At 62.5% G+C, this 19,630-nt stretch carries 19 protein-coding genes; 13 read left to right on the top strand and 6 right to left on the bottom strand.

All coding sequences use genetic code 11. From position 1 onward, the window contains the following. Positions 1-267: 267 nt before the first annotated feature. Positions 268-834 (top strand): recombinase family protein, encoded by a 567-nt coding sequence (locus tag ASE79_RS06150; RefSeq protein WP_056413503.1) that lies wholly within the window; start codon positions 268-270, stop codon positions 832-834. Between the two features lie 144 nt (positions 835-978). On the opposite strand, the gene ASE79_RS06145 is transcribed toward ASE79_RS06150, so the two are convergent. After that, positions 979-1,485 (bottom strand): MucR family transcriptional regulator, encoded by a 507-nt coding sequence (locus ASE79_RS06145; protein ID WP_056413502.1) that lies wholly within the window; start codon positions 1,483-1,485, stop codon positions 979-981. A 722-nt stretch (positions 1,486-2,207) separates the two neighbouring features. Here ASE79_RS06145 and ASE79_RS06140 point away from each other — a divergent pair. The 7 genes from ASE79_RS06140 to ASE79_RS06110 all read left to right on the top strand — a co-directional run bounded on the left by ASE79_RS06140 (position 2,208) and on the right by ASE79_RS06110 (position 11,615). Further along, entirely contained in the window at positions 2,208-4,142 is a 1,935-nt protein-coding gene (locus tag ASE79_RS06140) for a putative bifunctional diguanylate cyclase/phosphodiesterase (protein ID WP_162236998.1), read from the top strand. A 347-nt stretch (positions 4,143-4,489) separates the two neighbouring features. Beyond that, the gene (locus tag ASE79_RS21225; protein ID WP_162236997.1) at positions 4,490-4,819 is read left to right on the top strand and encodes a YfiR family protein; all 330 of its coding nucleotides are present in this window, start codon (positions 4,490-4,492) and stop codon (positions 4,817-4,819) included. A gap of 2 nt (positions 4,820-4,821) precedes the next feature. Beyond that, on the top strand, positions 4,822-6,873 hold the full coding sequence (locus ASE79_RS06130; RefSeq protein ID WP_056413029.1) for a TonB-dependent receptor plug domain-containing protein: 2,052 nt from the start codon (positions 4,822-4,824) through the stop codon (positions 6,871-6,873). Between the two features lie 223 nt (positions 6,874-7,096). Next, positions 7,097-7,681, top strand: a complete 585-nt coding sequence (locus tag ASE79_RS06125) for a recombinase family protein (RefSeq protein ID WP_056409626.1) — start codon at positions 7,097-7,099, stop codon at positions 7,679-7,681. Positions 7,682-8,215: 534 nt separating this feature from the next. Next, positions 8,216-9,829: a recombinase family protein gene (locus ASE79_RS06120; RefSeq protein WP_321163322.1), complete on the top strand. Its 1,614-nt coding sequence runs from the start codon at positions 8,216-8,218 to the stop codon at positions 9,827-9,829. Next, positions 9,826-10,725 (top strand): plasmid partitioning protein RepB C-terminal domain-containing protein, encoded by a 900-nt coding sequence (locus ASE79_RS06115; RefSeq protein ID WP_056409769.1) that lies wholly within the window; start codon positions 9,826-9,828, stop codon positions 10,723-10,725. Before ASE79_RS06120 ends, ASE79_RS06115 begins: the two co-directional genes overlap by 4 nt. Next, a complete protein-coding gene (locus ASE79_RS06110; protein WP_056413026.1) occupies positions 10,722-11,615 on the top strand; it encodes a plasmid partitioning protein RepB C-terminal domain-containing protein in 894 nt (297 codons plus the stop codon). The genes ASE79_RS06115 and ASE79_RS06110 overlap by 4 nt, the downstream gene beginning before the upstream one ends. Before the next feature lie 533 nt (positions 11,616-12,148). Here ASE79_RS06110 and ASE79_RS06105 read toward each other — a convergent pair. The 5 genes from ASE79_RS06105 to ASE79_RS06085 form a co-directional block, all read right to left on the bottom strand. Then, positions 12,149-12,619, bottom strand: coding sequence for a hypothetical protein (locus ASE79_RS06105; RefSeq protein ID WP_156359534.1), 471 nt, complete (start codon positions 12,617-12,619; stop codon positions 12,149-12,151). A 55-nt stretch (positions 12,620-12,674) separates the two neighbouring features. Then, positions 12,675-13,130, bottom strand: coding sequence for a hypothetical protein (locus tag ASE79_RS06100; protein ID WP_056413021.1), 456 nt, complete (start codon positions 13,128-13,130; stop codon positions 12,675-12,677). Between the two features lie 21 nt (positions 13,131-13,151). After that, complete coding sequence (locus ASE79_RS06095; protein ID WP_056413016.1) at positions 13,152-13,499, bottom strand: hypothetical protein; 348 nt, start codon at positions 13,497-13,499, stop codon at positions 13,152-13,154. A 34-nt stretch (positions 13,500-13,533) separates the two neighbouring features. Further along, positions 13,534-14,073, bottom strand: a complete 540-nt coding sequence (locus ASE79_RS06090; RefSeq protein ID WP_082445079.1) for a helix-turn-helix domain-containing protein — start codon at positions 14,071-14,073, stop codon at positions 13,534-13,536. A gap of 290 nt (positions 14,074-14,363) precedes the next feature. Further along, positions 14,364-14,942 (bottom strand): TlpA family protein disulfide reductase, encoded by a 579-nt coding sequence (locus ASE79_RS06085; protein ID WP_235516760.1) that lies wholly within the window; start codon positions 14,940-14,942, stop codon positions 14,364-14,366. 67 nt (positions 14,943-15,009) lie between these two features. Between ASE79_RS06085 and argH the strand changes: the two genes are divergently transcribed. Genes argH through ASE79_RS06060 form a run of 5 tightly spaced genes read left to right on the top strand, consistent with a single transcriptional unit; the run spans position 15,010 to position 19,628 of the window. Next, a complete protein-coding gene (gene argH, locus ASE79_RS06080; RefSeq protein WP_082445124.1) occupies positions 15,010-16,377 on the top strand; it encodes an argininosuccinate lyase in 1,368 nt (455 codons plus the stop codon). After that, the gene (locus tag ASE79_RS06075; protein WP_056413004.1) at positions 16,374-16,616 is read left to right on the top strand and encodes a hypothetical protein; all 243 of its coding nucleotides are present in this window, start codon (positions 16,374-16,376) and stop codon (positions 16,614-16,616) included. Before argH ends, ASE79_RS06075 begins: the two co-directional genes overlap by 4 nt. A gap of 11 nt (positions 16,617-16,627) precedes the next feature. Then, entirely contained in the window at positions 16,628-17,890 is a 1,263-nt protein-coding gene (gene lysA / locus ASE79_RS06070; protein WP_056413002.1) for a diaminopimelate decarboxylase, read from the top strand. Further along, entirely contained in the window at positions 17,875-18,678 is an 804-nt protein-coding gene (locus tag ASE79_RS06065; protein WP_056413000.1) for a precorrin-2 dehydrogenase/sirohydrochlorin ferrochelatase family protein, read from the top strand. Before lysA ends, ASE79_RS06065 begins: the two co-directional genes overlap by 16 nt. Then, entirely contained in the window at positions 18,675-19,628 is a 954-nt protein-coding gene (locus ASE79_RS06060) for a CorA family divalent cation transporter (protein ID WP_056412998.1), read from the top strand. Before ASE79_RS06065 ends, ASE79_RS06060 begins: the two co-directional genes overlap by 4 nt. The last annotated feature ends 2 nt before the right edge of the window (positions 19,629-19,630 follow it).

The raw sequence follows: 19,630 nt of genomic DNA, 5'->3' as shown, positions 1-19,630 counted from the left end.
CGCCAACTTTGTTGACTAGCTGAGAAGGGTCGAACCATGACGATCGACGACGCACTGCGCGCCTATGCCTCCGGACACCGTTCGGCCAAGGAAACGAAGGACCGTACCGGGCTGGGTTATGTTCAAGTCCTAGACGGCCTTGGCCGGCTAAACCTTCGCGTACCACCGCCCGCCTTCGACGGCCCCGACGGCGACGCGCTGCGTGAGAGCGCAGATCGCTTCGCCGCATTCCGAGGCAGGCGCCCTAACATGGCGGATTCCCCGCTGATGCTCATCGGATATGCCCGGGTCTCGACATCTGACCAGAATTTGACGTTGCAAACGGACGCTCTGACCGCTGCGGGATGCGAACGGATCTGCAGTGACAAGGCGAGTGGCGCGAAAACCGACCGTCCGGGTTTGTCAGAAGCGTTGAACGTCGCTCGCCGGGGAGACACGCTCGTCGTCTGGAAGCTCGACCGCCTTGGCCGTTCGATGAAGGGCCTTGTCGAACTGGCAGCTGACCTTGCTACCCGCGGTATCGAGTTACGGTCCCTAACCGACGGGATCGACACAGCGACGCTGACCGGCAGGTTGCTCCTTCACATTCTGGCGTCGATCGCAGAAATGGAGCGTAAGCTGATCCGCGAACGCACAATGGCCGGGCTACTGGCGGCCCGTCGCAAGAACGGGCCGGGCAGGGGGCGCAAGTCGGTCCTGACGCCAAAGAGGGCCACGGCTATGAAGCTGCTCGCTGCGGGCGATCGTCCCCGGGACGTAGCCGAGGCGATCGGCGTCTCGGTCGCAACCTTTTACAGGCATTTTCCGGCTGGTGGCAGCGAGCCGGGCCCTTGAAGAACCGCTACCTGCGCATCGTGCCCTTTAGTGGCCATGATCGCCGTCTGATGACCCTGGAGGCCCTGAGGACGCGCCTCCAGGGACGTAGACTGCATTTCCACAGGGGCTCGGCTCCCGTTTTCCGGGAAGCTATGCCATGGCTTATTCGGCTGCCGTTTCTTCGGTCTTGCGCTTGCGCGGAGCCGGGGTGGGCTTGGCGTCTGCCTTGGCTGCATTGGTTTGACCGGGCTTGCGACCCAGGCCAATGCTTTTCGCCATCGTGCGACGTGCTTCCGAATAGGTCGGAGCGACCATGGGGTAATCAGCCTTCAGGCCATAACGCTCACGATACTCCACTGGCGTCATGCCGTTAGTCGCAAGGTGGCGGCGCAGCGTCTTGTACGGCTTGCCATCGATCATGCTGATGATGTGATCGGGGCTGGCAAGCGACTTACGCGCCGTCACGGCCGGGGTGTATTCTTGAGCAGGTGCCTCGGGTTCAGCAGCCGTAGCGTTTCCGCCGACCAGTACCGAAACAGTTTCGTACATTTTGTTCAGGAAGGCCGGAACGTCGTCAGCATTGGTACGCGTGTTGGGGTTTGCTAACCACGCGATGGTCAATTCCGTGGCGAGCTCAACGGGGTTCAGATCGAGGGTAGTGTCAGACATAGCAGGGCTCCATTTCTGGAGGCGCATCTAGGTATTTGATTGGTTGCTGGCAATCTTAGTTTACCCGAGGCCACATATTTAAGATTGGTGCATGGAAGGACCGGAAAATGCGGTGATCACAAATGGTTCGATATGCAGATCCTACTCACCGCCCACTTGATGTCGGGCCTGCTAGCAACGCGCCGCATCGGACGTTTAGTGGCACAGTAACGTACTTCTCCGCTTTGCATCTCGATCGTGGCGGACCGGTTGGTCCGGCTTCACTACTGGCCACGCCGGCCCGGCTTTGTATGACCGGAATGGTTGCTCACGAGGCACTCTGGTATGCGCCCATTTTTGCGACGGCGGGATTAGCTCGCGCTGATAGTTTCCTCGGTAGATTCGGGATGACATACCGCCGATCCTGCGCGTGAGGTATCAAGCTTGGGCGGATTGCAAATCTTTTTTGATCGCAAAAGGATTTGTTAGTCTTGTCAGCGGCATAGGCGCTGAACATGCTGGAACGACGAACCATCCGAGGCGCCGCCTTTCGCATCGGTCGCCGTGCCTCGCGTCTCGCGCAAAACGAGATAGGTCCGGGGCCGCAATTTGCATGTTCAGAAGCTCGCGCTCAATGCTTTGCTGACCTTGTTCAACCAGATGATGGGTTGACCAGCCTTAACGCTGTTTCCGAGCTCGAACGAAAGTCGCGGCTACCGCAGTATATAGCTGGCCCCAAGGCCGTGATCATATTGCTCGTGCTGGCAGTGACACTTTGCCTTGGCACGCTCATCTACGTTCAACATGCCAACAGCCTCATCGTTGACCATGACATGCAGACGGCAGTCTCATTGAGCGAGCTTGCCGCGCGCTTCGACCACGAAGATGGCAACCTGTACCGCCTGCTGGTTGATGCGTCGGCTAACGGCCGCGCCGCTGACAGCACCCGACGCCTGATCAATATCCGCCATAGGATCAGTCAGATCAGCGCCGATCTGGCCAGGCAGCGGGAGGCGCTCGACCCTCGGGACATCACTCGTGCTACCCGGGTCGTTGCAGAGCTCGGCAAATATGATGAAGCGGTTGGAGTGGTGTCGTCGATGCTGGAAGTCGACTTCTCCACTAGCGTTGCCATGCTGCGCCCGTTTCGTGCCAATGCAGACCGTGTGCTGGCCGAGGTCAAGGCAATCGCAGCCTCCGGCATTGCCGATGCGCACCGTCATGCCGAGGATGCTGCGTGGCGGACGCGATGGCTTGTCGCATTAGTTACGGCTGCGGTGCTGATCGTCGCCGGCCTATCCTATGCTTGGCTCGCATTGGCAGCCGAACGTGGTGTCCAACTGACAGCGGAGATCACGCGCCGCGGTATCGCCGAGCAGGAGGCGCTGAAGCTCGCACGCACTGACGCGCTGACAGGTCTCGTTAACCGACGAGAGTTCGGTAACGCGCTTGAGATTGCCATTGACGCTGCCATGACCGCTGGCAGAGGATTATCAGTGGTGCTGCTTGATCTCGATGGCTTCAAAGATGCCAATGACATGCATGGACACGCTGCCGGCGACACGGTGCTCATGACGGTTGCACACCGACTGCATAGCGTCTGTGGGGATTATGCCACTATTGCGCGCCTGGGCGGGGACGAGTTTGCTATAATCGTGCCAGACGAAGGGAGCACAGGCGATGCCATGGCGTTGGCCTACCAAGCTAGTCACGTGCTTCATCAACCGCTCGCCTGGCGCAGTAACACGATTACGGTCGGTGCCAGCATCGGGGTCTCCCGCTTCCCGAATGATGGGGTCGCTGGGAGCGAGCTACTGCATGCAGCAGACATCGCGATGTATGAAGCCAAGCGGGGCAGCAAGGGCGGCGTCTGCTTATTTTCCCCTTCAATGGAAGCCGAGCGGTTCGAGCGCCGACGCATGGAGCAGGAATTGCGCGATGGTATTGGCCGCAGCGAAGTAAAGCCGTTCTATCAGCCAATCGTCCGTTTCTCAGATGGGGGGCTATGCGGCTTTGAGATTCTGGCGCGCTGGCATCATCCTCGTCTCGGGCTACTAGCGCCTGACGCCTTTATCAGACTTGCCGATAGCACTGGCCAGATAACGGCGATGACCAATTCGATCCTGCGACAGGCGTGTATTGATGCGCGCCAGATCCCCGCTCACTTGCGTTTGGCTTTGAACATTTCGCCGACCCAGTTCGAAGAACCGGGACTGGCCGAGGCACTGATCGCCATCATCCTCGCTGAAGGCGTCTCGCCATCGCGTTTTGAGATCGAGATTACCGAGGATGCGGTGATGGATGACATCGTCGCGGCCGAACGTGTGCTGGCAACCTTCCGCCAAAGCGGGATATCCGTGGCACTGGATGATTTCGGTACTGGGTATTCCAGCCTATCCAACCTGCGACGCCTCCGGTTCGACAAGATCAAAATCGACCAAAGTTTCGTCACATCGCTCACTGACAGCGTCGAGAGCGAGAAGATTGTCGATGCGATCATCTCGCTGGCGCTCAGCTTCGGCATGAAGGTTACGGCCGAGGGTATCGAGGACGCGGCGGTAGCAGCGATGCTCTCACTAAAGGGATGTACCCAGGGGCAGGGTTACTTATTCGGCAAACCGGCATCATTCACTGAAACTGTCCGATTGTTCAGCACAGCCTGTCAGGTGGCCGCCTGAGCAAAAACAGGTGCCGTCCATAGGTTTCGAAAAGACATAGCCACAGGCCAGAACGGTTCATTCGATCCGCCGCCACATTCCCGGCGGGTATTAACCACTGGCACACATCCCGTTGCTATCCGGCGGGACAAACGATCGGGATACGTGTGAAACATCTATCTTTCCTCGCGGGGCCAGTCCTCGTCACTAGCATGATTTGGCCAGCGGCGACGGCCCCGTCGGCTGTTCTCAACGTCCCCGTTGCCGCCCGTATCATATCATTCGTTCAACCATCGCCTGTCGGACTGGTACCGGTCGGCATTATTTATCAGCCCGGCAACGCTGCCTCGGAGGCGGAGGCGTCTGACATGGAGCGCATGTTGACTGGTGGCTTCACGCTGGGCCGTGCGACGCTCCGCACGCGGCGGGTGGCAGTGAGTAACCTAGGCCAGCTGACTGGCACGAAGGCTGCGTTCGTTACCACGGGTCTACGCGCGCACCAGGACGAAGTGGCCGCAGCTGCCAGCGCGCAATCTATTTTGACAATCACCGCCGACGCTGGCTGCGTCGTGGCGGGAAAATGCATTGTGGGCATCAGCGGAGCGAGCAAAACACAGATCATCGTGAATAAGGCTGCGGCGCGTCGAAGCGGTATCAGGTTTGGGTCCGCTTTCCTCATGCTCGTCAAGGAAATCTGATCATGGGGCGCCTTCTTACCCTTGTGGTCGCCACCGCAATCGGTGCGATTGTACCCACCGGGCTCGATGCACAGATCGTCGACTATGCTGCGTTGGGTGACGCCTTCGGTGAGCCGATTACGACCAGCGTGACTGGCAAGCCTCAGCGAGCGTCTGAAGCTCCCGCCTCAATTACTATTATTTCGCATGACGAGATCGAGCGGTCACCAGCCCGCAGTGTACCGGATCTCTTGAAGGCTTATGCCGGAATTGATGTCAATCGCTGGACCGCGGGCCAGAGTGACGTTGCCGTTCGCGGCGGTGTCCAGACCTATAACGCCAGGCTACTTGTTCTAGTCGACGGGCGACAGGTCTATCTTGATCATTACGGCATGACAAACTGGAACCTACTTGGTGTGCAGCTCGATGACATCCAGCAGATCGAGTTGGTCCGAGGTCCTGCTACTGCGCTGTTTGGCTTCAATGCCGCCAGTGGTGTCGTCAACATCATCACCACTAACGCTGGTTCAGATCCGCATCTTGGTGCAACTGCAGAACTTGGTACCCATAGTTATACCCGCATTGGCGGATCGTTCACCATACCTGTTAGCCCAACTATCGGCTTGAAGGTAACTGGCGGACATCAAAAGGAAGACGAGCGCGCGATCCCAGGCGCACTTTACCAGCCGCCACGTACATTGGGCATCTATGCCGATCAGGTGAGCGCGACGCTGGCAATTCAGGCTGGCGCCTCAACCTCCATCGAACTTAATGGTGGGCTGACCGGCAACCGGCAACTGGAATTCTTGCCGAGCCAGATTCTGACCGAGCAACGGTTCCGCAATCAGACCGCCGGACTACAGGTGAACCACGACACCAACTGGGGCAATCTCTCTGGCCGCGTCTACACTAATTGGTTGCAGGCGGACTATGGGATTACCACGCCCATTTCTGACCCCTACAGCAGCGTTGCCGATCTTCGTACGAGCAACCGCATCACCGTGATGTCCGCGTCGGCGCTCGTTAGAATAAGCGCGGCAGACACCCTTCGAATTGGTACCGAATACCGCAACAACCAGCTCGGCTCCGACAGTCTGTTTTCACATCGCATTGGTTATCAGGTTGCAGCGGTCAGCGGAATGATCGACATTCGTCCGCTTGCCCGCCTCTCGCTGACGGGCGCTTTGCGGCTCGATCATCTTTGGTTGGGTCAGGGGGGGGCGCCGGCAGCACCTCAGATTGATCCTGCCTCAGCCTATAACCGCACGATTACGCCGGTCAGCTTCAACGCCGCTGCAACCATCCAGGTCAGCGAAAATGGCCGGTTCCGGGTTAACGGCGGACGTGGCCTGCAGTTGCCATCGCTGATCGGCTTTGGCCTACGCGTGACCGTTCCGGCGCCTGAAGTTCCGATCCCGGTATATCTAACTGGCGATCCCCGTCTTGCTCCAGTCACCGTCTGGAGTGCTGAGACGAGCTATTCGCATAGCTTGGCGTCAGGCCTAAGGTTTGATGCATCCCTCTTTTATACCCGGACCGACAAGTTGATCGCCTCGCCAGGGGGGGCTGTTGATGTAACGGTAGTGCTGACACCGGAACCGATCGCCGTCACTCGGTTTGCCAACGTGGGAAATTTTGAAAGCTACGGCGTTGAGCTGTCAGCGTCCGGTAAGATCGCGACCAACTTCGGTTGGTCATTTAACTACAATGTGACCCGGGTGGATGAGAACATCCCGGCCAACCGTAATACCACCTTCTATGCTCTCTTTCCTAAGGCGGCCACACCGCAGCATCGGGCCAATCTGAGCCTCGATTATGCCGCAGGTGGATGGTCAGCGACCACATTGGCGCATCTCACAAGCGCCAGTCGCCAAAGCAGTTTTCTTCCGTCGACAGAATTGGCGATGATACGCGTACCGGCAGCCATTACGGTCGACGCTAAAATTGCCCGGATGCTAACACCAAGGGTGTCGATCCATGTGGCAGGAGAAAACTTGACACAGGCTCGTGGTGCTTACGGCTCTCCAATACCGGCCGATCGTCGACTTAGATTGGGAGTAAGTGCCAAGATATAAGCTAAAACGTAGCTGGTTGCATGATGAATGGTCGGAAGGGCGACGGTTTCGCTCCCCATCGATCGACGTTCTTGATCATCACCCCACCTGTTCGAAACCACATGATAGGCGACACCCGGGCGTACGCTTTTGCCAAACCAAACGCCCCGTAGGCTTTAACAATCGACAAACCCTGTCGCTTTGATAGTTTGTGTGGAAACATGCTTTTGAGGGTTTGTCGTACATGCTGGTCGGATACATGCGGGTATCGTCGGCCGACGATCGCCAGACGGTCGATCTCCAGCGCGATGCGCTGGTTGCAGCTGGCGTCGATCATCGTCATCTTCATACCGACAAAGCATCAGGCGCGCGTGACGATCGACCGGGGCTTAAAGCCTGTCTCGACTATCTGAACGCAGGCGACACGTTGGTCGTTTGGAAGCTCGACCGGCTCGGACGCTCGCTACCCCACCTTTTGGCGATCGTTACAGACCTGAAGGGGCGAGGCATCGCGTTCCGGTCCCTAACTGAGCAGATGGATACAACCACTCCCCACGGTGAGTTACTGTTCTCTATGTTCGGCGCATTGGCACAATATGAGCGTGCGCTGACGCGCGAACGGGTGATGGCGGGACTATCCGCGGCCAAACGCCGGGGCCGCCAGGGCGGCCGCCCGCCGATGATTGACGTTGAAACACTCGAACGAATTACGGCCGCGTTAGATGGCGGGGCCAGTAAGGCGTCTGTCTGCCGAACCTTTAAAGTGCCGCGCTCCACCCTACTCGGGACGCTTGCACGGATCGGCTGGACCGCGCAGACGAAAACTTAAGTCCCTGGTCGGCTTTGGGTTCTTCTCGCACGGCCGTCTCGCATAAGTAGACTCCAAAAGGCCGATGCTCTGATCAGGCGATTCGAAATGAATCGTCGTAACGATTCGGATGCAGAAGCCGGGATGCGATGAAACGGGCTACCGCGTTCCGAGAGCTCGCCGTCGGCGTAGTACCTCGAATGCTCCGCTTGCTTTAGCGAGCGCAACCTCCACCGCGTGCAGATCATTTGCAAGTCCCAACTCAGGTCGCGCAGCCATGGTGAGCACGGCAGAGAGCACAGCATCGGACTCGCGCGCTAGCCTCACCAGATGATGGCCGCTGGGTCCGACATTCCCGCTCAGCCAGTTCCGCGCCGTACGGTCGGACGCTTCTGTCCATCGCTGAATCTGCTTAGAGGCTCCGACGCCTGTTCCAATCTCGGTCCGCAGGGCTTCGCTGATCGCAGCAATATAAGCGGCTTCGGTCAGCCTCCCTCCCTCATTTTGAAATCCCTTGCCGGTTTTTGGAAACATGTTGCCGTCCCTTTCAGGATAGTGGCGGCGGCGGGCGCGCGCGCCTTTGGTGAGAGGCCGCTAATGGTTATCAACTGGAACACACCCGACAATGACGAGTCACCGGTGCCACCACGCATACGAGCGGCTGAATACGTCCGCATGTCGACCGAGCATCAGCAATACTCGACCGACAACCAGGGGGTGGCGATCCGGCGCTTCGCTGACACGCATGGCTATGAGATCGTCCACACCTACAAGGACGATGGGAAGAGTGGCCTCAATCTCTCTGGCCGCACAGGTCTGAAGCTGCTGCTCGCTGACATCGAGGCAGGGCGTACCGACTTTCAGGCGTTGCTCGTTTACGACGTAAGCAGGCTCGGCCGCTTCCAGGATCCGGACGAGGCCGCTACGCATGAACTGCGTATCCGCGCTGCCGGCATTCAGGTCGAATATTGCGCTGAGCAGTTTCGCAATGACGGCAGCATCAGCTCATCGATAATCAAGACCGTCAAACGCACCATGGCAGCCGAATACAGCCGCGAGCTTTCGGTTAAGGTGTTCGCGGGACAGGCCAACCTTATACGGCGCGGTTACCGCCAAGGCGGTGCCGCCGGCTTCGGGCTGCGCCGGCTCCTCGTCGACGTGAATGGCGAACCTAAGGGCGAGCTCGGCCGCGGTGAACACAAGAGCATTGCGACCGATCGCGTCATCCTCGTGCCAGGGCCGCCGGATGAGGTGGCCCTAGTCCGAGAAGTCTATCGACTGTTCACCGATGCGGAGAAGTCGGAGCGTGACATCGCTAACCTGCTCAACGAGCGCGGGCTCGTCACCGATCTTGGACGCGCCTGGACCAGGGGCACCGTCCACCAGCTACTCATCAACGAAAAATATGTCGGCGACAACGTCTGGGCGCGCACATCATTTAAGCTCAAACGGAAGCACGTCTTGAACACTGAAGATGAGTGGATCAGGGCCGAGGGCGCGTTCACGCCCGTCGTCGACCGGGTCGTTTTCGCGCGAACACGCGCCATCATCGACGCGCGCTCTGCAAGGTTGAGCGACGAGATGATGCTTGCGCTGCTGGCATCTATCTTCAGCACCAAGGGTATGCTGACCGGTCTTATCATCGACGAAGCCGAGGAGGCACCGTCGAGTAGCGCCTATCGTAGCCGCTTCGGCAGCCTGCTGCGCGCCTACGAGCTGGTCGGCTTCGCCCCCGATCGTGACTATCGCTATTTAGAAATCAATCGGAAGCTGCGGCAGCTCCATCCCGCGATTGTCTACGATACAATGGCCGCGCTGGAGCAGGCCGGCGGCACCGTTGTTCGCGACGCTGACACCGACCTACTCACCATCAACGGCGAGTTCACTGCGTCGTTAGTAGTGGTGCGCTGTGCCCAGACCGCGGCAGGTACACTCCGCTGGAAGGTCAGGCTTGATACTCCACTCAAACCCGACTTGACGGTTGCGGTACGTATGGCACCGGGTAACGAGCTTCCCCGCGACTACTATCTCCTGCCCCGGCTCGACATCGGTGACGCCGTGCTGCGCCTATGTGAGCATAACGGCCTGTCGCTCGATGCATATCGGTTTGACGATCTGTCCGCCTTTCACCGCATGGCGGCGCGACGTTTGTGGAGGGCTGCCGCATGAGCACCGCCCGCCCCGCTCAGCGTGTGGAATGGATCCCGCTCGAGCGGATTACCGTCGTTAATCCGCGAGTCCGCAACAAGCGTTCGTTTACGGAAATCGTCGACAATATCGCTCAAGTCGGGCTCAAACGACCGATTACTGTCACGCGTCGAGTGGAGGCAGACGGGCCCTTCTACGATCTCGTTTGTGGTCAAGGACGCCTTGAAGCGTATCAGGAACTCGGACAGATCGAGGTGCCTGCCCTCGTCGTGTTAGCCGATCCCGAGGATTGTCTGATCGCCAGCCTGGTCGAGAATTGTGCCCGGCGCCAGCACAGTGCGATTGACTTGCTCCAGGACATCGGCGGCATGCGCAAGCGCGGGCACAGCTTGCCCCAGATTGCTCGCAAGACCGGCCTCACGCTCGAATATGTAAGTGGCGTCGGTCGCCTCCTCGAAAAAGGCGAACAGCGCTTGCTACGTTCGGTCGAAGCGCGGACTATTCCATTAAGCGTTGCCGTTGATATTGCTGAGGCGGAAGATCACGACGTACAGCGTGCTCTTCAACTGGCTTATGAAAAGGGAACGCTGCGCGGACGTAAGCTGATGGCGGCAAAACGCATCGTCGAAGAGCGGCGCCGGCGTGGTAAGCACCTAAGACAGCAGACCGGTAAGCCGCCAGTTAACCAGAAACTGTCGCCGGCAGCGCTGATCCGTGCATACCAGGAGGACGTCGATCGGAAGCGCGGCCTGATCCGAAGGGCTAACGTTGCACGTGACCGACTTCTTCTTGTTACCGAGGCGCTGCGCCGGCTTAGTCTCAGCGAGCAGTTTACGGCCCTAATCGAGGATGAGGGGCTCGGGACCATGCCCGAGAATCTCGCATTGCATCTTGATCGCATGGAAGCCTCGTCGTGAGCAGTCGGCACACGGCCATCCCAGTCAAGCTGGCTTTTGAGGAGGCGAGCCTTCGCATTCCTATTGACTGCATCATGCCGCTTCGCACGATCTCCGCGTCGGTGAAGAAGTCGGTAAAGTACGGGCAGATCGCCGCTTCCATCGCCGAGGTCGGTATCATCGAGCCGCCCGTGGTCGCTCGAGATGCAACCGATCCCGAACGCTACCATCTGCTTGATGGACATCTGCGTGTTGAGATCGTGCGGGACCGCGGCGACACTGAGCTCGTATGCCTAGTTGCGACCGACGACGAAGCCTTCACCTATAACAAGCGAGTCAGCCGGATCGCGACCATTCAAGAGCATCGGATGATCCTGAACGCGGTCAAGAAGGGGGTATCTGAGGAAAGGCTCGCGCGGGCGCTGAACGTCGACATTGCCAGCATTCGAAAGAAGCGGAACCTGTTGGTTGGGATTTGCCCTGAGGCGGCTGAGCTACTTAAAGACCGGCACGTGCCCATCCACGTGTTCACCGAGCTTCGTTTTATGAAGCCCGTCCGCCAAGTCGAAGCCGCCATGGCTATGGTCACTATGAACCGGTTCTCGGTAAGCTATGCCCGTTCGCTAGTCGCCTCCACACCCGATGATCAACTCGTCGCCGGCAAGCCGCGGCGCATGGCCGGCCTAACCGAGGATCAGGTGGCGACGATGCAGCGCGAAAGCGAGAACGTCGACCGGCAGCTGCGCGCGGTTGAGCAGACGTACAGCTCTGATCAGTACGACCTGATGCTTGCAGCCGGCTACGTGAACCGATTGCTTGGTAACGTCCGCATAGTCCGCTACTTGGCGCAGCATCACGCCGACATTCTCACAGAGTTTCAAAAATTGAGCGATCTGCAGAAGGCAGCGTAGCCGAAGCCTCGCCCTTCATAGCGGAGTTAAGAGAGGCGGCGACAGCTTTGGCCCGCATCGGGCGTGCCTAGGTGAGCGTCTTGCCAAAAATGGTAAGGGCGGCACCCGACTCGGCCATCGCACGATCATCAGGATGATACGGGGCCGTGTCATGTCTCAGCATGCTCTGGCGGAAGATCGGAATGGCAAGCGCGATCAGGTGCCGTGCGTTAGCTACGGGCTTCAACCTCGGTCAGCGATAAATCGCGGCCATGTTATTTGTTGGTGAGCGAGAGTACATCGGGGCGCGAAGCCGCCGGGTAGTCAATTGCCACCACGCCGCTCGTACCAGGCGCTGCTTGCTACTGCTTCGACCCCATAATTCGCCAATCCGCCACGCGAGATGCCGGAGGGGCAGGGGCTTGGGTGATCGTCTAGGACAAAATCTTGTCAAAAAATTGCGTGATCGGTCAACAATTCTGTCAGCTGGTTTTGACAGATCATGTTCTGTTCTGACGTGAGCGGTCAGGTTTATGTGTCAAAGGACACGCTCCCTAAATTTCCTGCAGGAAGTGCAGCATCATCGTCAGCGCGTCGTCGGTCAGGCCGAGCGAGCGGCGGGACAGCGGTGCGCTTTGCGGCCAGCAGGTGATCAGCCCCCGATGCTCGAGCGTGAGCAGCCAACGCCGGATCGTGACCTCGGACAGTCCGGTGGCGGCGCGCACCGCGTCGATCGTCAGCGGTGCTCCCTCCTCATAGGCGACGAACAGCGCGAGCAGGATGTCCCATGCGGGATCCTGGAACAGCGCCCGGACCGAGGCAAAGGCGGTCGAACGCGCCTGCTGCTGATGCATCAACGCGCGTGCGCGATCGAGTTCGGGCGGCGACGACGGATCGACATCGGTTTCGGTGCCGACGCCACGAGCACTTGTTTCAGGCGGCATCTGCAGTGGCATGGTCTCCGCCGGTTCAGCGTTGGGCGAGGATGGCTCGGTCGGGTAGCGCAGGCGAAGGGGGGCGCTCATCGGCGTTGTTCCATATATTGAAGGCGGTGTGGGTATCGTGACCGCAGGGGCGGGGTCAGGGCGATTTCGACACGCTCGACCAGTCCGGGTCGCAACCGTACGACCAGCGGCGCCTGCGGTGGCGCTCGGTGCCGACGATCAGCACCGCGAGCATCGGATAGGCGATCTTGCTGATCGCGGCGGCGTACATCCAGGGCACCAGCGTCGGATCATAGGCCCGCACGCCGTGGACCGTGATCGCCAGCAAATGCAGCGCGCTGATCCAGATCGGCCAGAACCGGTTCGCGAACATCGCGACCGCGACCAGCCCGGCGAGCAAGGCGAGATCGACCGACAGCAACGCGCCGTCGACCGACCGGAAGGCGGGCCGCGCTGAGAACGCCAGCCCACTCGACACGATCGCGGCGAGCAGGAACGCGGCCGCGACGAGTCGTTCGGGCCGCCCGCCATGGCGGAACGCGAACCAGCACGTCGCCAGCGCGATGACGTAATAGACCAGGACGTGGATCATGCCGCGCGCGCCGAAGTCGCGTCAGGCCGCCGCGGCGACGATCGAGAGATGGCTGGTGTCCGCACCGGTGAAGAATGCCTGATCCGGTTTGGGCAGGCCATCGCCGAAACCGACGAACTTGCCGATCCGTTCGGCGCTGCGGTGCGCGGCGATGACATGCCCCTGCGCCTGCGCGATCGCGGCCATCGCGCCGCCGAGCTCCTGGACGACGGGCTGCGCGATACGGGGGGTGACGCCCGCGGTGCTGCCGAAGGCGGCGCTGGCGACGGCGAGGTGCGAGCAGATCGCAAAGGCCTCGGCCAGTTGGGCTTCGAGCCGGTTCAGCAGGAGGCCGATCTCGGTGCCGGTCGTTGCAAGCTGCGTGTCCATGGACGTGTCCGCCGGGGGCGGCCTTCTCGATCGGTTATCCAGACAGGTGTCCCAGCCGTTCGATCAGGTCGGCGAGCACCTTGAGACCGCTTGCGAGCATGCCGAAACCGACTGCAAGGATCACTGCGATGGCCGGTATCCAGAGCAGGCGAAGCGCGACCGGAAGGTCGTTGCTGCGCTGCCCCGTGCGCCTGACCGGAAGCAGCCCTGCGAGCGAGCCCATGCTGTTCGCACGGGTATCGTGGGATGCGTCCGGTTCGGCGACCGGCTGGCCGATCTGTGTCATCGGTGGTGGCGGCGCGGCCACCCATGGAGATTGCCCCCCTGATTGCCCGGGGGCGGCGCCTGAGGTCTCCGATAGCGGGTCGGCGCGTTCGTGCCGGGCGAGCATGCGCGCCGCATCGCCGCGATCGGTCGCGCCGAGGATGCGGACCGCCTCGGCAATATAGCCGTCGACGGTGCCAGGCGCGATGCCGAGATCCGCGGCGATCTGCTTGGTCTTGCGCAACGCGGCCACGCCGCGCAGCACGTCGCGGTGCCGGTTCGACAATCGATCGATGCGGGGTTCTTCCATCTCGTCCCCCTTTCACCGGGCCGGCGCCGTCACGGGCGCCAAAGCGTGCCTGGTCCTACCGGGCCAGTGCCCGCGCGGGCAACCACCTGTGGCCAGCGCATACGGGCGCGTCGGGCCCGACGGTACGCGCATGGCCGCGTCTTCCAACTCGGCTCATCGCATTTGGATCATTCTTTGCCCGTTCTGCAGTTTTTCGCACGGTCATGCGTTAGGACAGTTGTGCCGGCCCGCCATCAACCTTTGGCTCGTCACCAAGGCGGGTCGGCACAATATCCAGCGTTGTTCATGCCTTACGATGCCTCGGCGATCAGCTTGGCAGCCGCGGGGGTGTTCCATTCATAGCCGCCGGTCATCCGCCAGACTTCCTTGCCCGCCGAATCGTACAGGATCGTGGTCGGCAGGTTCGCCTGATAGGCGAGGCTGAGGCCGAGCTTGGGATCGAGATAGGGCTTGAGCGTCGTGAACTTCTTCGCGGCGAAGAACGGCGTCACCTTCTCCGCGCCCTGCAGGTCCTGGCTGACCGCGATGACCTGGACCTTGCCGGCGAGCGACTTGGCGGCGGCATCGAGCGTCGGCATCTCGGCAACGCACGGCGCGCACCACGTCGCCCACAGGTTCAGCAGCAGCGGCTTGCCCTTGAACGAGGCGAGCGTCACCGGTTTGCCGTCTGGCGCGGTGAACGCGACGGTCGGGCCGGTCTCGCCCTTGTGGCTGCGGTCGAGCTTTTCGGTGCTGGCCGAGGGGCCGGTGGCTTCGTCGGGGGCAGGGCCGGGCGCGACCTCGTCGGCAGACGCTGTATTTGCCGCGGCGACGTTTGCTTGCTCCGGCGCGGGCGATTTCCTATCGCAGCCGGCGACCAGCAGGCCCATTCCAACCAGACAGATGATTGGGCGCGACGTGAACACAGGACGCAAGACCATGGACGGTTCCAATTCGATGTGGGGTGGGCGGTTCGCCGAGGGCCCGGCGGCGGTCATGCGCGAGATAAACGCCTCCATTCCCTTCGACAAGCGGCTCTGGCAGCAGGATATTGCGGGCTCCAAGGCGCATGTCGCGATGCTCGGCAAGCAGGGCATCGTTTCGGCCGAGGACGCCGCGACGATCGCGGCCGGGCTCGACACGGTCGCGGCGCATTATGCCGAGCACGGCGTCGAGGAGGATCTGGTCCTCGAGGATATCCACATGCAGACCGAGGCTCGGCTTGCCGACGCGATCGGTCCGGTCGCCGGGCGCCTGCACACCGCGCGCTCGCGCAACGATCAGGTCGCGACTGACTTCCGCCTCTGGGTGCGCGATGCGATCGATCAGGCGCTGGCGGCGCTGGCTAGCTTCCAGGCTGCGCTGCTGGCACGCGCCGAGGAGCATGCGGCGAGCGTCATGCCCGGCTTCACCCATCTCCAGTCCGCGCAGCCGGTGACGCTCGGGCATCACCTGATGGCGTATCATGCGATGATGTCGCGCGACATCGGGCGGTTCGCGGATGCGCGCGCACGGATGAACCGGTCGCCGCTGGGCTCGGCCGCACTCGCGGGCACCGGCTTTCCGATCGACCGTGAGATGACCGCCGCCGCGCTCGGTTTCGACGGGCCGATGACCAACTCGCTCGACGGGGTCAGCGACCGCGATTTCGCGATCGAATATCTGACCGCGGCGACGCAGACCTCGCTGCATCTCTCGCGGCTCGCCGAAGAGTTCGTGTTGTGGGCGTCGCAGCCGTTCGGCTTTGTCGCGCTCAGCGATCAATGGTCGACCGGCAGCTCGATCATGCCGCAGAAGCGCAACCCCGATGCGGCCGAGCTGGTGCGCGGGCATGCCGGGCGGATCCTCGGCTGCATGACCGCGCTGATGGTGACGATGAAGGGCCTGCCGCTCGCCTATTCGAAGGACATGCAGGACGACAAGCCGCCGGTGTTCGAAGCGCATGACCTGCTCGCGCTGTCGATCGCGGCGATGACCGGGATGGTCGAGAGCGCGACGTTCCGCACCGATCGGATGCGCGGGCTGGCGGAGTCGGGCTTTGCGACCGCGACCGATCTCGCCGACTGGCTGGTGCGCGAGGCCGGGCTGCCGTTCCGCGAGGCGCATCATGTGACGGGGCGGGCGGTGAAGCTGGCGGAGGAGCGCAAGGTCGCGCTCGACGCGCTGCCGATCGAGGATCTCAAGGCAATCGATGCACGGATCGACGAACGCGTGTACGGCGTTCTGTCGGTCGACGCGTCGGTCGCCAGCCGGACCAGCTTCGGCGGCACTGCGCCCGACAATGTGCGCGCGGCAATCCGCGCCGCGCGGGGAGAAACGGCATGAAACGGTTACTCGCACTGACAGGGTTGGCGCTGGCACTGGCCGGCTGCGGCGCGGCGGACGGGTTGGTGCCCGAGGAGGGCAAGACCCTCCCGGTCGCGCCTTATGGTGCCAAGACCCAGCCGACCGCCGCGCAGCTGCTCACGCCCACCACGCAGCAACGCCCGCAGCGCAGCGATGAGCTGCTGACAAAGTCCGACGAGCGCCGCAGCGACGAATTCGACCTGCCGCCTCCCAATTGAAGACCTGATCCATGAACCATTTCGCCTATCGTGACGGTGTGATGCACGCCGAGGACGTCGCCCTGCCGGCGATCGCCGAGGCCGTCGGCACCCCCGTCTATGTCTATTCGACCGCCACCTTCCGCCGCCATGCACAGGTTTTTCGCGATGCGCTGAGGCCTGCGGGCCGAGTCCATCTGGCCTATGCCATCAAGGCGAACCCCAACGTCGCGGTGCTGCGCGTGCTCGCCGACGAGGGCTATGGTGCGGACGTGGTCTCGGCGGGCGAGATGCAGCGCGCGCTGGCGGCGGGTATTCCCGCGTCGGACATCGTGTTCTCGGGCGTCGGCAAGACGCGGCGCGAACTGGCGCAGGCGCTCGACGCCGGGATCGGCCAGTTCAATCTCGAGCTGGAGGAGGAGGGCGAGGTCCTCGCCGCACTCGCCCATGCGCGCGGCGAACGCGCACCTGCGGTGCTGCGCGTGAACCCCGACGTGGACGCAGGCACGCACGCGAAAATATCGACCGGGCGCAAGGAGAACAAGTTCGGCGTCGCGATCGACCAGGCGGTCGCGATGTTCGACCGGTTGTCGAAGCATGACGGGCTCGACCTGCGCGGTGTCGCGATCCACATCGGCAGCCAGCTGGCCGACCTGGTACCGCTCGAGGCCGCCTATGCGCGGATCGGCGAGCTGGTCGCCGAGCTGCGTGCTGCGGGCCACACGATCAGCCGCGTCGATCTGGGCGGTGGTCTGGGCGTGCCGTACAAGCCCGACGACGTGTTGCCGAGCCCCGCCGATTATGGCGCGATGGTTGCGCGCGCGACCGCCGATTGGGACGTCGAACTGATGTTCGAGCCCGGGCGCGTGATCGCGGGCAATGCGGGCGTGTTGCTGACCGAGGTGATCTGGGTGAAGCCGGGCGTCGTGAACCCGTATGTGATCGTCGATGCGGCGATGAACGACCTCGCGCGCGTCGCGATGTACGATGCGTATCACGACTTCGTCGCGGTCGCGCCGACCGGCGAGCGGATGACCGCCAACATCGCCGGGCCGGTGTGCGAGACCGGCGACACGTTCGCGATGGGGCGCGATATCGACGTCGTGAAATCGGGCGACCTCGGCGTGTTCCGCACCGCGGGCGCGTATGGCGCGACGATGGCGTCGACCTATAACAGCCGCGCGCTGGTGCCCGAAGTGCTGGTCGACGGCGATCGGTTCGCGGTGGTCGCCGACCGGATCCAGCCCGAGACGATCCTGGCCGCCGAGCGCGTGCCGGAATGGCTCAAGCGGTGAATCCCGCGCCGCCCCCCTCGCTACAGAGCCTGCCGCTGTTCGTGCGGCTGGCGGGGCGCCCGGTGATCCTGCTGGGGGACGGCGAGGCGGCGGACGCGAAGCGGCGGTTGCTCGACCGTGCGGGCGCCGATGTGGTCGGCGAGGATGCGACAGCCTCGCTCGCGATCGTCGCGATCGACGAGGAGGACGAGGCGCTGGCGGCGGTCGCGCGGCTGAAGGCGCGCGGGATATTGGTCAATGCGGTCGATCGCTCGGCGCTGTGCGACTTCACGCTGCCGGCGATCGTCGACCGCGCGCCGGTGCTGATCGCGATCGGGACGAGCGGCGTGTCGGCCGGGCTTGCCGCGGCGTTGCGGCAGCGGCTCGAGGCGCTGGTGCCGGGCGATCTGGGTAAACTAGCGCTGGCCTTGCAGGCGGCGCGTAGCGCGTTGCGCAAGCGTTGGCCCGACATGGGCGAGCGCCGCCGCGCGCTGGCGACCGCGATGGCGGCGGGCGGGCTGCTCGATCCGCTGTCGCCGACGCACGATGTCGATGCGTGGCTGGCACCGACCGGCACCCCCGCTGCGACGCGCGACGTGGCGATCACGCTGGTGCTGCTGTCCGACGATCCCGAGGACCTGACGTTGCGGCAGGCGCGCGCGCTTGCGAGTGCGGACCGGGTCTATCATGGCCCCGACGCTCCTGCGGCGATCCTCCACCGGGCGCGTGCCGATGCCGCGCGGCTGTGCGCGCCGATGCCCGCGGATCCCGGTACCGGGCTGTCGATCGAGATCGAGATGGCGCGGTGAGCGGGTTCGGGTTTCGCATTGTTGACGGCAAGGCTGCGCGGATCGACGTGCAGGACGCGCTGGGCTGTACGGCGGATCTCGTCTGGGTGCATCTGTCGACCACTGCCGAACATGCGCAGACCTGGCTGCGCGACGAGGCCAAGCTGCTCGACTATGTCGTCGACGCGCTGACCGCGACCGAGACGCGGCCGCGCTGCGAGGCGGTTGGCGACGGCGCGTTCCTCAATCTGCGCGGGCGATCGAAGGAGGAACTCGACACCTCCGATCTGCTCGCCTCGGTGCGGATCTGGGCGGTGAAGGGGCGGGTGTTCTCGGTCACGCGCAAGCCGCTGATCGCGGTCGCCGAGGTCGAAAAGATGGTCGAGCGCGGCGAGGTCCGCGATCCGGGCGACCTGATCGCGGCGTTTGCGACCGCGATCACCGCCGACCTCGATCCCGACGTGGCGACGCTCGGCGACGAGCTTGACGATTGCGAGGAGCAACTCGACGCCAACCGCGTGTTCGAACTGCGCCGCGCGGTGAGCAAGGTGCGCGTGGCGGCGATCGGCTATAAACGCTTCCTCAGTCCGCAACGCGCCGCGCTGGAGAAATTGGCGGCGTTGCCCGGCGACTGGCTCGCCGACGACGATCGCCTGCATCTCGCGGCGGCGGCGGATCGCGCGGCGCGGATGGCGGAGGAGCTCGAATCGATCCGCGAACGTGCGGCGCTGATTCATGAGACGCTCACCGACATGCGCGCGGAGCAGATCGACAGTCGCTCGTTGATCATCTCGATCGCCGCGATGGTGTTCCTGCCGCTGACGTTCCTCACGGGGCTGTACGGCATGAACGTCAAGGGGCTGCCCTATGCCGAGGAGCCCTGGGCGTTCGACGCGATCGCGGCGGCCTGCGTGCTGATCGCGGTGGGGGTCGTGGCGTATTTCACGATGCGCCACTGGTTCCGCCGCTAGCG

The sequence above is a fragment of the Sphingomonas sp. Leaf28 genome (assembly GCF_001421685.1).
Classification (GTDB): Bacteria; Pseudomonadota; Alphaproteobacteria; order Sphingomonadales; family Sphingomonadaceae; genus Sphingomonas; species Sphingomonas aurantiaca.
This window is presented reverse-complemented; position numbering and strand designations above follow the sequence as displayed.